Below are 14,535 nucleotides of genomic sequence, written 5' to 3' on the forward strand. Positions count from 1 at the left end.
TGACTCGGACTACTATACAGATGACTAGCCGAAAGCGAAGGGGACTTTGGTCGATGTCCTGACTGCTCCGGGAAGATGGCGAACATCGAACGTCCAACTTTGAATATCGAAATAGCGACGGACCTCTTTCGACGTTGGACGTTCAGTGTTCAACGTTCGATGTTCGCCATCTCTCCTTGGATCAAATGATCCCAGAACGCAGGGCCTTTGCCACTGCTCCAGTCTGGGACTGAACATTAAGCTTTTGATAGATGTTACCGAGGTGAAAAGCAGCTGTCGCTCGACTTATGTCCAGCCGAGCCGCAATCTCCTTGACCGCCAACCCCTGAGACAACCACTCAAGAACTTCAATTTCCCGTTGGGAGAGCTCGAAGTCGTTGGAAGCTGGTTTGCGAAACTCCTCTAGAACCAAACGGGCAATCCCCGGACTGAGAGCAGCACCACCCATAAAAACCTGTCGCAATGCGTTTACAATCTCGACCGTAGATGAAGTCTTCAACAGATACCCCGTTGCCCCTGCATCCAACGCTTCAAGAACTTTACCCTTTTCCTCGACAACCGTCAAAACGATCACCGTTGCATCAGGCACGATTGACAATAAGCGGCGAATACCTTCTATCCCGCTCATCTCAGGCAACCCGAGATCCATCAGTATGATATCTGGTCTCGGCCCCTCCTTCGCAGCTTCGAGGAATTCCACGCAAGAGGGAAATACCCGATCACAGGTAACATTCTCCTGACGACTGAGCGAACGCTGGAGATTGCGCCTGTAGCCCGCATCGTCTTCCACGATCCATACGTTAATCGGTATCATCACTCGTTTGAAGTGTTGTATCCATGATTTCGGCTCTTTCGCAATGCTTGCAATGGCAATTCGAGAGAAATCGTAGTCCCTTTACCAGTGGCGGATTCCAAGTTTAACGAACCGCCCAACTCCCTCGCCCTCTTTCGAAGACTCTCCAACCCCCAACCCTGTTCAACTCGAGATTCTTTAAATCCTACCCCGTTATCCAGAACCGTAAGACTGAAGTTTCCAGAGGACGCATGAATTTTGAGCCACACCTTTTCGGCTTTCGAATGTCTCGCACAGTTGTGAATCACTTCCTTGAAAAACATGATCAAGTGACGCTTTGCCCTGAGTGACAGGACCATACGGGGATAAAGGATTTTTGTATCCACCGACAACTCAACAGCGGACAAAACCTTTCGCGCCCGATCCACCAGCTTATCAATGAGGTCATCCAAATAGAGAGTGGATTGGTCGGTCACCCAGATCACGTCACGTAGCGAGACCACAGCCTCTCGGGAGAGCAGCAATAGATCCATTAATTCCTCCCGTAAACTTGGATCCTTGATATCCGACTCTAAACGTTCCGCGGTAAGCGATATGCTGCCAAGGTTACTGCCGACCTCGTCGTGTAGGTCGCGTGCGATTCTCAAACGAAGTCTCTTGATCTCTTTTCTTCGGATATGGATCTGCCAAAAAATGAGGAAACAAACCACTAATACCAGTAGCAGAACGGCAACCAAAATCGTCGAACGCCAGAAAAACGCCCAACGCCCTTCCAGTTCATTTTGCTCAGCCTGCAATCTAGACAGATTTGCTTCAATCGGTTTTGCAGCCGCTAAACCTCTCAACCAGTTCTCCGTCAACATGACCGGAACGCCACCTACGAGCTCATCGGCTAACCGCTCAACATTTTCGGCTATGGGCTCACCGTCTAAAGTCACCTTCACATCGCCTTCCGCGGAATCACGATTGCCGCGGCGCTCAACGACGATTTCGCCAAGAGCGAAGTAAGACTGGCCCTGATACACCGGGAAGTCCGAAAAAGTGACACGCAACCACCTTCCAGTTAACCCTCGCCACGGTAAGCGCATCAAATTGTCTCCAGGATTAATGTAGTCACGTTTCGCCAACAACTGAGAAACCCGACCATAACCTCCCTGACCGTCGTCTTCCACAATCTCCACCCCTACCCGCCTGGGGAACCCAAATCCCGGCACCGTCACTCCCGAGGAAAACTGCGCGGGATATAAATGTATCCATCCATCTCTGACGTTTTCCTGAAAATCCAGCTCGACCACAATCTCGTGGTTCTCTTCCGGATTTTCCAATCGCAAAACAAAATCGTCTTGAATCGAAGTTCTGCTGGCTAGTGGTGGACCCAAGGCAGACCGCCCTTCTCTCAAGTAGTTGATACTCCAGTAGGGAAATGCCTCGAAACTGGACGAAGCCTCTATGTCCGTAATTATTTGAACCTCCCCCTTTCGAATACAGAGAATTCTCGCGAGCGCAAAGAACTCGATATCGTTTTCACGTTGCCCACGAAAGACTTCCAAGCGCAGTCGCTTACTCACCAGCTCCGGTATATCGAAATACACAGGGCGTATACCAGGATTCGGAAAATCTTCCTTGCTCCAGTCGACTAGAATTTTTTCTTTTCCGTTGACCAAAATCTCGATCAACCGGAAACGACGCGGAAACCCGTAGCTCTGCGAAATATCGCCACGACGATCTACAGACGGGACCATAACAAAATTTAGGCTCCCTCCAACAGCGCCAGTCTCCATCTCGATGACCCAGCGAGGCTCCTCCGGTGCTTCTTCAAGAGCGGGAAGGTAATCGCTGTGGTATCCATAGGCGTCATATTGAGTGGCGTTCTTCAAGTCTGGCAAAGAAGACAAGACACTCTCTGCCACCTCTATCTCAGCGTTGATTCCGTTCAATCGCTCGGGTATTGAAAAAATCCAGGGTCTGGAAGCGTCCGAAGCTTCGTCCAGTTCATCTGGAGACAAAGGGTCAGAATAGTTGTTGAAGGCATAGCTCGTCACACCTGTGGAGATACTGAGCAAAACAACCAACCGGATAAGGGGAAAGAGCATCGCGCAAAAAGGTTCAGAAATGAGAATCAAAAACCAAGGATATTACAGGAATCTACAGGCCTTCGCCGATGGCAACATCCTCAAACACCAACGACCTATCCACATACATAGTCGAAATGGGTTTGTGATCATGGTTAACTTCCGGAGTGGTCAATTTCGCTGGAGCGTCGCCGTCAGTGTCTACGTCACAAACCTCCACATTGCAATACTGCCGCTCCACTTCAATTCCACGCTACTTCCCGTGAACAAACTCTGCATCTGTCTCCTGGTAATCTTCTCCGTAGGTGAAGCGGGCGAGCCAGCAATTCGCGCTTTCGATACAGGCTACACGGTGATGAAAGTTCGAAGTGGTTCCAGCCACGGCACCCCTTTTATCGTTGGCAGCACGTATGAAGGCACAATTCTCGGAATGAGGTTTGACGGATCGATCGCGTGGACGAATCCCCTTTCCGGATACATGAACCATGACCTCTGGTGCGGCGACCTGGACGGGGACGGGATCGATGAAATTCTCGCCGCCAATGCCGATGGCTCAATCTATTGTTTGAACGTAACCGGCGACCTCCTCTGGAGCTTCAAGAAAAACGATGTCCCGATGAACGCAGTTTGCATCATTAGAGACGGAGACCGCTCGTTCATTGCCTGTGGAGGATACGATCTATGGCTGTACTATCTCGATTCGAATGGAGAATTGTTAGAGAGCATTCATTCTGAAACATATTCGAAGGAAGTACCTTGGGGGCGGGGAGGCGACGTTGAACCTCCCCAAATCGATGCGCACACGATTAACTTCCTAAGGCCTTTGAAAAGGAGCGATGGGACCGAAGTTCTCGTTATGGATGGAATCATGAACTCTCATGCTGGAACCGGAACGATTTACCTCTTTGAGCCACTCTCAACAGAACCTTTCGCGAGCCTCAAATCAAAACTCGTAAAGCCCATAGGACATCTTTCGGTGGCCGACAGCGATGGCGACGGTAATGGAGAGATCTTCCTCGGCACCAGCAATATGATCATGGATTCTGGTATCGAACACATCCATCCCTTCGATGAGACCAGTATGCTTTACGATGGAGAGATTCTGCGTCACGAAATTGACAATTTCGGCTACCGAGTCTGGCAAACCGTTTTTATCGGAGGCAGCGACGGACAAACCCTCACCTTGGTTGGGTCTTCAATTGTTCTTCACGACCGAGAGATGAATCCTTCGACTGTAGAAGTCCTCGAAGGGACTTATTCATTCAACGACATTTGGCACGTTCCCAATAGTGACCTTCTCCTTCTCGCCAGCGTCCAGAGTGGTGGCAGCTGTATCTACATAATAGATACAACAAACAAAAGCTGGAAGGAAGAATACGAGAGAATTGACCCCCCCGGAAAGATCGCACGAATCAAGAATAACACGGACATCTTGCGTAACCAGCTCAAGAATTTCACCGCTCCCGCCACTGAAAGAAATCCTCTGCCTGTTCACATCGGGCTCAATCGCACTGCGTTTGAAACAAATCAAGAGCTACTCGGAGAGATCGCCGAGCACTCGGATTCGCCCACATTTCACCTTAACTACTGGGAACTACGACCGGAAAAATGGGATCGGTCCTCCATTGAGTCCGAAAAATATCGAGAGCGACGAGACGCCCGTAGATCCTACGTGAAAACTCAAGACGAAATCCTTGACGGAATTCGAGAGCAATACGAGGGATTCGAAGGAATCAGTTACTGGGGCGGGCATGGAAACGACCCATTCTTCTTCAGCATGGATACCCGCAGGAAGATGATCGACGCAGCCGAAGGTAAGAGAACCGCAATCGTTTTTCCAGAGCTTGAAGATCGAAGTGAGGAAGCACACGTGGTGGTAGACGAGCTGCTCCTTCCGCTTGCCAAGTATGCAGAGGGAAAAGATGTATCCATCTACATCCGAACAAAGAACATCTTTTGGTTCGGCAACGTCTACGAGGAATACTGGGAACCTTTCATCTCAGGTGAGTTTGCTGACGTTTTCGTGCCGCTCATGGAAGAGACTTCCGCGAAAACCATGGATATCTCTGTCGCGGCCGAGTTAGGTATCTGGGCGAGCGGAGTGACCAATCGCCTTGGCACAAGAACCGCCTGGGATAACCCATCCTTCGACCGCACCCGCCAATTCTCTCATCAGCGTCTCGCCAATCATTTTCTGCGCAACAACGTCTACTCAGTTGCCTCCGGTGCTACAGAACTGAATACCTCCGAAAACGAATACACGAGTCTTCTCTGGGAACTGATCGCGAAAGGGGCCCTCTACGTACCCAAACGCGATGAAATCGTCAGCTTTTCGCCCGTTCACCTTAGTGTCTCTCAACCAAACGAAGAGTTTCTAGAGGAAGGAGCGAACTTCAAGTGGACGACATTCTACGATCCAGAAAAGAATAAGGACAACCCGATGGTCTTTGGGCGTATGAATGGAACGTGGCCCGGTGCCGCCAACACACCATGGGATTTCTCGACCTATGCAGCAGGGGTCAAAGACCGGCGCCAGAATTTTCTGCCTCCTTATGAGAATGGAGTTGTCTTGATTACACCACCCCAGAACGGACCGCTTGCCGAATCGGATGCCCCTCGCGGGAAGCTCACCGACCACATTCATCCCCTCTATCAGGACATTATGGTCGAGTACTATACCAACGGTAAGGACTACCTCTCTCCGGACGGACTGGAGACTTTTTCAGCGAACGGGCGAGTTTACGAAAGCATCCGCGATGAAATTGAGGAACGTAGTCAACTCCTCCCGTTAACGGTCAGTGGGGAGGTCGCCTGGGTCACGGCCCAGTCCTCTCCTAACCACCTCCGGCTCACTCTTATCGACAGTGGCTACCTCAATCCGGACGAACGCATTGCTGAAGTACAGTTTCATACCATCAATCCGGTCGCAATTCGCGACGTAATCAGTGGAGAGAGATTCCCTCTGAGCGATAGTAACCGTGCCTTTATCGACATCCCAATTGGGCTCTTTCGTTTCATAGAAATCGAGTTCGAAGGAGACCTCAGCTCTTAAAACAAAGAAAACTGCTCCGTGCAAGAGAGTGTCTTTTTCCGGCTTTTTATAGTCTTTCTCATAACCTGCCTCACCGCTCAGGCAAAGCATCGAGAGTCCACCTACCAGCCCCCTGATGGGTTGGTTTACGGAGCAGCATTCAAGGATCTTTTCTTGCCCGTTCCGCTCCTCGGTAAACTACGATCGGATACCTGGGGTGCGGAAAACGTGATCCCGCGCGACATCAAGAACGGGATTGAAGATCCAGCCTATTCCTACTGGGGAGGAAATATGATCGAGGGAGAGGACGGAAAACAGCATCTATTCGTATGCCGCTGGTCGTCGAACGAGAGGCGCGGAGATAAGAGCGGTCATCGACTTTGGCCGCGCTCAGAGGTGGTGCATGCTATTAGCGAGAATCCGCTGGGACCCTTCGAGGTCATCGGAGTCATTGGAAAGGGGCACAATCCCGAGATCTACAAAACCAAGGACGGCACCTACTTTATTGGGATCATCGGCAAGGCCTACCGCTCACAATCCCTTGATGGACCATGGGAACTAATCGACGCGACTTTAAACTCTGAAATGGATTACGTGAACATTTCAAACAAGAGCTACGTGCCCCGTGAGGACGGGAGCGTTCTCATGATCAACAAGCAAGGGCACATCTGGATTAGCGATCGCGGGGACGAGAACTTTCGTCAAGTCACTACTGAGAGGGTCTATCCCAGCATAGCGGGTGCAAAGTTGGAGGATCCGGTCATTTGGCGGGACGAGGTCCAGTATCATCTGATCGTGAATGATTGGCTTGGTCGAACCGCCTTCTACATGCGCTCTCCCGACGGCATACGTTGGAAATGGGCTCCTGGCATCGCCTACGACCCGCAGATCATGCGTTACGAAGACGGGACACCGGAAAATTGGTACAAATTCGAACGCCCGAAAGTGGTGCAGGATCCGTATGGGCGTGCGACTCACATGAATTTCGCAGTAATTGATGTGGTCAAAGACAACGACTTAGCCGGAGACAACCACAGCTCAAAAAACGTAGTCATCCCTCTCACTATACCGTGTCGCCTTGAAATTATAAACAGCGGCAAAATCTCTACTACCACCGAAGAGATCCATCTAAGGATTCTCGCAGAAGATGGCTTTGATCCAACAAAGGACGTTGACCTGCAGAGTCTCCGTTTTGGCGCATCCGAAGAAGTCGACTTCGGGAGAGGAAGTTCGGCTCTGCGAAGCGAGGAATCCGGAGGTGATCTCGTAGTCGTTTTTGGCGGTGCTAGAACCGGTCTTTCCGATGAGAATTTTGCGGCCAAGTTACTTGGCCAAACCTCGGAGGGTGACCTTCTGTTTGGTTACGCCAAGATATAACCACCACTTCTTTGAAGTCGTAAATGCAATCAATGATGATTGGGAAAACTCTTTTACTTCTTCTGAGTTCTGGCATCACGGGCTCACTACTCATGTCCAAAAACCTCGAGGACATGCCTGAGGTTACCTTTCACTGGCCCGGGACTAAAGTCATCGACGAGGATTGGCTCTACCTTGAACGCGATACAGTTGAACTTCCGTTGGACCCAGACTTTTCCTACAAAGAAATCACCCTACCCCACACCTGGAACGCCGAGGATGTTCTCGAGGTCGCCGATTACCGCAGAGGGTCTTCGTGGTATCGCAAGAACCTTTTCATCGGCGAGGGCGATCTCGACGAGCGGATCTACCTTCGCTTCGGAGCGGCCGGGCAAGACGCGAAGGTCTTTCTCAATGGCGTCGAAATCGGCGACCACGTCGGCGGTTACAGTGCCTTTACCTGTGAACTGACTGATGGGCTTGTGCCCGGTAAAAACCGGATCGATGTATGGGTCTCCAACGCACAAGACCGAACCACCATCCCGAAAAGCGGCGACTTCAATTTCTATGGCGGCCTTTACCGTTCTGTCCAGCTACTGACCGCACCGGAAGTCTCCATCCGCCGCGACTGGCTCGGCGGTCCCGGCTACCGCGTCTGGAGCGAGAACGTCAGCGACACCCTCTCCGACCTCAGGCTGACCGCCCACGTCGACAACGGCTCCGACGCCCGGCGATCCATTCGCCTCGAAGCGACCCTCTCGAATCCGGAAGACGGTTCGATCGTCTCGACCGGCGAAATCTCGTTGGACCTCGGAACCGGGGAAGCCACCGCAGCCGAAGTTCCAATGTCTGATGTCGCCAGTCCGCGCCTCTGGAGCCCAGAGGATCCTTTTCTCTATGACGTCTCGCTGAAACTTTTCGTCGACGGAAAATTCGTCGAAGAGTGCGACTTCACCCACGGCTTCCGCTGGTTCCAGTTCAACCCCGACAAGGGCTTCTTCCTCAACGGAAAGCCCTACCCGCTCAAAGGCGTCAACCGCCACCAGGACTTCGAAGGTATTGGCAGCGCCCTCTCCCCACGTCAGCACTACGAGGATCTCAAGCTGATTAAGGACGTCGGTGCCAACTGGCTTCGCCTCGCCCACTACCAGCAGGACGACTACGTTCTCCAACTCTGCGACAGGATGGGTTTGCTCGTCTGGGAGGAAATTCCCTACGTCAACGGCGGCCGTCCCGACCTAATCTGGGAAAACGCTCACTCCATGCTCCTCGAAATGATTGAACAGCACTTCAACCATCCCTCGGTCATCATCTGGGGATTGAGTAACGAAGTGTGGATCGACGACCGGGGTGACGGTTACGCAAACATTTACGACTTGATCGAAAGCCTCCAAGACCTCGTTCATGCCGAAGACACGGTGCGCAAAGCGGGCTTCGTCACCAACAAAGACAAAGCAGCCCGCTACAAGATCGCCGATCTCATCGATGTTATTGGTTATAACCTCTATTTCGGTTGGTATGGCTCGACCGTCCACGAATCCTTCACCGAGGGCGTCACCCGCTTGCGGGACATCAGCCCGCAGACCCCCATCATCATTACCGAATACGGCGCGGGATCGGACCTGAGTATTCATACCGAGTCCCCCGGCAAGCAGGACTTCAGCACCCAATATCAGAACGAGTTCCTCGAGTCCCACCTGAAGCAAATGGCGGAAATCGAGTGGCTCAACGGAGCCAACTGGTGGTCGATGTTCGACTTCGGTTCTGCGAAGCGGGGCGACTCCATGCCGCATATCAATCAGAAAGGACTCGCCACTTTCACCCGCGACAAGAAGGACTCTTTCTTCCTCATGAAGTCGTATTACAGCGACGATCCCGTCGTTTACATCGAGTCGCCCTTCTGGACGAATCGTCACGGCGATTCGACCAAAGACTACCGAGTTTTCACGAACATGGACGAAGTCGAGTTCTTCCACAACGGGGAGTCTCTCGGAACATTGGATGATGCCTTCGTGTGGGAAGTTGATCTGGTGGAGGGCGAGAACACCCTCGAGGCCATCGGTACGAACGCGGACCGGCAAACACTCAAACACACCTTTACCGTATCCTACCAAGAGGCCCCGGACAACCGAGGCCCCGAGGGTTACTTCATAGAAGTCACTGGTGCCGAAGCGGACAATCCTGCTTTCCATCTTGTCGATGACAACCCGTCAACCCGCTGGGCCGCAAAGAATCCCCAGGAGATCGCCATCGACATGAACGAGACCCGTCTCCTCGACGGCATCGAGATCGCCTTCCACCTCGCCGACAAGCGAACCTACGATTTCAACGTCTTCGGATCCGTCGACGGAACCAAGTGGACCCCGCTCCTTGTCGACGGCAGGAGCTCTTCCAAGAACGGTATGCAATTCTTCGAGTTCCCTGAGCAAGGGGAAGTCCGCTACCTGCGAATCGACGCGCTCGGCAACTCGACAAGCAACTGGAACAGCTATTTAGAAATCCACCCGGTCTTGGCCGATTCGCGTGAATTCACTGTCCAAGCAACGGATGCTGAGGTGGAGAACCCGGCGAGCCATCTCAGTGACGGTAATCCAGAGACCTACTGGGCAGGCGAGGGCGAACAAACAATCGACCTCGACCTCGGGCGGCCCTTTGAAGTCAACGGGATGCGAATGCTCTTCGTCAACGGGGAAAAACGCACCTACGACTTCGAGATCCAGCTCTCCAACACTGGAGCCGAGTGGATCACGGTCTTCGACGGAAGGAGCGAACGGGACGCGGATTCCCAGGACTTCACCTTCCAAAGCCGCCCCCAGGTCCAATTCATGAGGATTGTCACAAAAGGTAACGACATCGATGACAGGAATGGCTTCTACGAAATTAAGCCGATTCTCGCCGAATAGACTTTTCAAGACGAATTCTTCCCTACCTCAAAAGCGAACCTCAAATACGTGACCGGACACCCGAAATTCTCTTTTCCCCAGCTGCTCTCAACTACGGGAACCTTGTCTCCGATTACACACCATGAGGTCACCTATGAAACAGCAGACACCCTGAAGGCGGTGCCGCCATTAATCTAAATCACACAGTTGAGATCCAATGGGATAGGTAACGAGTTGCGACAATCTAGACTGGTTCAACTACGGTTCTCGGGTTAGAGACCTCCGATAATCGGAGTCAAAGGCCGTCTTTCTGTTTGCTAGAATTTAACCAACATAAACGTAAAAATTATGAGCAAAAAAAACTACAAGGAATATCGAGCTATCGCCGCGTTGCTTTTCGTCGGCCTGTTAACAGGTTCCAACCATGGCTCCGCGGGCAGTACTAACACCGGCATTTCAAACAGCACTGGCGCGATTGAAATGTTCTCTTACAAGCCGCTGGATGGCATCGATATCGAGAATTTGCTAGCGACGGACGCTCGTGTGAAAGAAGAATTTGTAGCCAAACAGCCTGGCTACATCAATCGGTACACAACGGTAAGCAAAGATGGAACTGTGTTCGTCTTCGTTCACTGGGATTCAATGAAAAGCGTAAGAGCTTCCCAAGCCAAAGCAATGGAAGATCCCCTCATGGGTGAATACATGGGTATGATGAACCAAGACACTTTGGTCTTCCATAATCTAACAGTTAAGCAGTAGCGAAGACCTCTTTCGTAAGTCCTTACAAACTCAAATTCTCCCGGTATTTTACCGGCGAAACTCCTTGGATCTTCTTGAACTGGCGACTGAAGTAAAACGGATCTTCAATGCCCAGCCGGTTCGCCACGTGTTGAACGGGTTCGTCGGTCCCTTGCAGCAGTTCGCACGCTTTTCTCATCTTGAGTTGAGCGAAGTAAGCCATTGGGGATTTCTCCGTCCGTTCTCTGAAGAGTTTGCTATAGTGGGGAACCGAGAGGCCGGCCATCGAGGCCAGACCTTCCAGCGTAAGCCGCAGATCGGTATGTCGTTCCATGAACTCGACGGTCTTCAGGATACGGCTTTCTACCCGTTGTTTCTCGGCCTCCGACGCGCTGTTGTGCAAACGGATCTTACCGATCATCCGCATGAATTCGGTCGCCATCGCAAACAGCCCTGCATCGGAGTAGTTGTAATTCAAACACGCATAGACTTCTTCGAAAGCGTCTCGGACTATCGAGGTGTCGGGAACGAAAAGCAAAGGTTTCCCCATTCCGACCCCCAGATTTCGCAAAACCGCGTTTTTCTGTGTGCCATCGAAATGAATCCAGCAAATCGACCACGGATCCTTGCGGGAACTACGATAGATATGAGGAGTCCCAGACGGAACAAAGCCGACATTTCCTTTTTTGATTTTAAAGATACGATCATCCATTTCAAGAGAACCACGCCCTTTCAGGCAGCAGATCATGATGACCTGCTCGACCCCTACCCGCTTGACATAGTGGCGCGGAGCCGAGGGATAAGAACCCAAGTGCGTTGGATAAAGCTGATCCACGACCGGAATCTCCTGGCAACGGACCAGTGCTTCCGTCGGTAGAAGGACCAATCTTTGGTGCGGAAACCCCTCGGCCAATCCCCTTTCTTCACCCATTTAAAAAACCTCTTAAATACAATAGAATTGTCCATGCGCTATCATTGGATCGCCCATGTTCAATGCAAGGCCAATGTGCTACGGTTTCCCGCAGACTAGGACCCCATCCCATCTTCGGCTTTCCCAACCCCATTGCCCGATGCAAACTCGTTATAATCTAAAATTCATTTGGATGATCAGCATGGTCGCCGCGATGGGTGGTCTGCTTTTCGGCTATGACTGGGTGGTCATCGGGGGAGCCAAACCTTTCTACGAAGCCTACTTCAACCTGACGGGCGATGATCAGGTGTGGCGCGCTGGATGGGCGATTAGCTCGGCCTTGGCTGGTTGTCTAGCGGGCGCCCTCCTCTCAGGTTTTATCACCGACCGGATCGGAAGGAAAAAGGTCCTCGTACTTGCCGCGGCCCTTTTCACGGCTTCGGCCATCTGGACCGCCCTCTCCACCTCTTACAACACGTTTATCGCCGCGCGTATCGTGGGTGGTATCGGTATCGGTTTGGCCTCGAACGTTTCCCCAATGTACATCGCCGAGGTAGCCCCTTCCCGCATGCGAGGCAAGTTCGTTTCGATTAACCAACTGACGATCGTCATCGGCGTCCTTGCGGCCCAGATCGTCAACTTACTGATCTACAATCACCATCCGGTCGCCGATGACGCAACCACGGAGGTCATATTGAATTCCTGGAACGGGCAAACGGGCTGGCGTTGGATGTTCGCGGCGGAGACCGTTCCGGCCGGACTGTTTTTTCTCCTAGCACTTTTGGTTCCGGAATCGCCCCGTTGGTTGGTCAAGAAAGGACGGACGGAACGGGCTCGGTCGATTCTCGCGAAGATCGGCAGGGAGTCCTACGCGGACGCCGAGATCGCCGAAATCCGCTCGACCCTCAACGACGCCTCCGCAGGCGTAAACTACGGACAGCTTTTCAGCCCGAAGCTGTTGAAGATCCTCGGCCTCGGTATCTTCATCGCGGTCTTCCAGCAATGGTGCGGGATCAACGTGATCTTCAACTACGCGCAGGAAATCTTCGAGGCCGCAGGCTACGATGTCAGCGGAATGATGTTCAATATCGTGATCACGGGAATCGTGAATCTCGTCTTCACTTTCGTCGCCATCAAGACCGTCGATAGAATCGGACGGCGGCCGTTGATGCTCATCGGTTCCGGCGGACTAATGATAACTTACGCAATCCTCGGAGCCTGCTATTACTTCCAGGTCAAAGGCTTTGCCGTCCTCATCGTCGTGCTAACCGCCATCGCCTGCTATGCGATGACCCTCGCACCGATTACCTGGGTGCTACTTTCCGAGCTCTTCCCTAACCGAATTCGGGGAGCTGCGATGAGCGTGTGCGTATCCGCCCTCTGGATCGCCTGTTTTGCCCTTACCGTAACGTTCAAGCCGATCAACGCAGCGATGGGTGCGGCCGGCACCTTTTGGCTCTACGGAGCCATCTGCCTAGTAGGGTTTCTATTCCTCAAACGGTTTGTTCCCGAAACGAAAGGAAAGTCGCTGGAAGAAATCGAAAAAGAACTCAGCAACGAGAAATAAGAATGATGCGAATCCTATTTCAAAAATCCATTCTTGCTTTCGCCGTTACCGCCTTGGTCGGCATGGCTGCGGCACATGGGCAAGGGCCGGAGAAACCGTACCCGTCCGAGGTCGAAGCGGTCACGCGCAAGGTAGCTGATTGGCAAATCGAAACTTATATCGACATGGCCAGATACCGAGCCCTTCCCCTCGGTCTCGAACACCAGAAGTGGCGGCGCACCAAGAAATACGACGACAACGATTGGACCTCCGCGACCTTCCACTTGGGACTCTTCCATTTCGCCGAAACCATCGACGAACCGGGCTATATGGAGTGGCTCAAAGCCCTGAGTGAAGGAGTCGATTGGAAACTCCGCTGGAATCCCAAGGGAATTGAGCACGCCGACGACCACGCCATGGGGCAGCTTTACCTCGACTTATACGAGGAATACGGCGATCCGGTTATGATCGCCGACTTGCAATCACGTTTCGATGCCATCCTCGAAGACCCCGAGGAAAGCCAAAAGCGGGCGTGGTTCTGGTGCGACGCCTTGTTCATGGGACCGGCCACTTGGGCACGGTTGGCGCGCGTCACGGAAGAAGAGAAGTACCTTTACTACATGGATCGTCAATACCACCTCTCCCACTCCCGGCTTTACAACCCAGAGGAAGGGCTTTTTTACCGGGGCGGGAAGTTCATGAAGAACCGTGAAAAGAACGGTGCCCAAGAGTTCTGGGCTCGCGGCAACGGCTGGGTTTACGGAGGACTGGTGTTCCTAATCCCCGACCTGCCGCCGGACTGGGAGGGTCGCCAGTTTTACATCGACTTGTTCCAGGAGATGTCGCTCGCGCTGAAACGGACCCAGCGAAGCGATGGCACCTGGTCGATGGGGATGCTCGGAAACGAGGCCGACTATCCGATCAAGGAAATCAGTGGCACGGCCTTCTTCGTCTTCGGCTTGGCTTGGGGAGTCAACGAGGGGCTCCTCGACCACGAGACTTACGAGCCCGTCATCCTCGACGGGTGGAAGGCTATGGTCGACTGCGTGAACGAGGAAGGCATGCCCGGCTACGTGCAGGGCGTAGGAGCGGCCCCCGGCGCAAGCGACCCCGGTCACACCGAAATCTATGCGACCGGTGCTTTCGTCGCCGCGGGAGCGGAAGTCTACTGCATGATCCAATCCGAATAAAACTTGAAACCACAACC

General features: G+C 52.6%; 9 protein-coding genes. 6 read left to right on the forward strand and 3 right to left on the reverse strand.

What is annotated here, in order from left to right:
* Positions 1-181: 181 nt before the first annotated feature.
* The gene (locus tag AAGJ81_06780; GenBank protein MEM0965834.1) at positions 182-814 is read right to left on the reverse strand and encodes a response regulator transcription factor; all 633 of its coding nucleotides are present in this window, start codon (positions 812-814) and stop codon (positions 182-184) included.
* Positions 814-2,886 (reverse strand): sensor histidine kinase, encoded by a 2,073-nt coding sequence (locus AAGJ81_06785; GenBank protein ID MEM0965835.1) that lies wholly within the window; start codon positions 2,884-2,886, stop codon positions 814-816. Before AAGJ81_06785 ends, AAGJ81_06780 begins: the two co-directional genes overlap by 1 nt.
* A 19-nt stretch (positions 2,887-2,905) precedes the next feature.
* Here AAGJ81_06785 and AAGJ81_06790 point away from each other — a divergent pair, with 19 nt between their 5' ends.
* The 4 genes from AAGJ81_06790 (at position 2,906) to AAGJ81_06805 (ending at position 10,893) form a co-directional block, all read left to right on the forward strand.
* Positions 2,906-5,917: a hypothetical protein gene (locus AAGJ81_06790; GenBank protein MEM0965836.1), complete on the forward strand. Its 3,012-nt coding sequence runs from the start codon at positions 2,906-2,908 to the stop codon at positions 5,915-5,917.
* An 18-nt stretch (positions 5,918-5,935) separates the two neighbouring features.
* Positions 5,936-7,273 carry a glycoside hydrolase family protein gene (locus tag AAGJ81_06795; protein MEM0965837.1) on the forward strand — a complete coding sequence of 446 codons (1,338 nt, stop codon included), beginning with the start codon at positions 5,936-5,938 and terminating at the stop codon, positions 7,271-7,273.
* A 92-nt stretch (positions 7,274-7,365) separates the two neighbouring features.
* Positions 7,366-10,155, forward strand: coding sequence for a glycoside hydrolase family 2 TIM barrel-domain containing protein (locus tag AAGJ81_06800; GenBank protein MEM0965838.1), 2,790 nt, complete (start codon positions 7,366-7,368; stop codon positions 10,153-10,155).
* Between the two features lie 327 nt (positions 10,156-10,482).
* The gene (locus tag AAGJ81_06805; protein ID MEM0965839.1) at positions 10,483-10,893 is read left to right on the forward strand and encodes a hypothetical protein; all 411 of its coding nucleotides are present in this window, start codon (positions 10,483-10,485) and stop codon (positions 10,891-10,893) included.
* A gap of 22 nt (positions 10,894-10,915) precedes the next feature.
* Here AAGJ81_06805 and AAGJ81_06810 read toward each other — a convergent pair whose 3' ends face one another.
* Entirely contained in the window at positions 10,916-11,803 is an 888-nt protein-coding gene (locus AAGJ81_06810) for an AraC family transcriptional regulator (protein ID MEM0965840.1), read from the reverse strand.
* Positions 11,804-11,942: 139 nt separating this feature from the next.
* On the opposite strand from AAGJ81_06810, the gene AAGJ81_06815 reads away from it, so the two are divergent.
* A complete protein-coding gene (locus AAGJ81_06815) occupies positions 11,943-13,349 on the forward strand; it encodes a sugar porter family MFS transporter (protein MEM0965841.1) in 1,407 nt (468 codons plus the stop codon).
* A 2-nt stretch (positions 13,350-13,351) separates the two neighbouring features.
* Positions 13,352-14,518 (forward strand): glycoside hydrolase family 88 protein, encoded by a 1,167-nt coding sequence (locus tag AAGJ81_06820; GenBank protein ID MEM0965842.1) that lies wholly within the window; start codon positions 13,352-13,354, stop codon positions 14,516-14,518.
* Positions 14,519-14,535 lie beyond the last annotated feature (17 nt).

It is taken from the genome of Verrucomicrobiota bacterium (assembly GCA_038744685.1).
Classification (GTDB): domain Bacteria; phylum Verrucomicrobiota; class Verrucomicrobiia; order Opitutales; family Puniceicoccaceae; genus Puniceicoccus.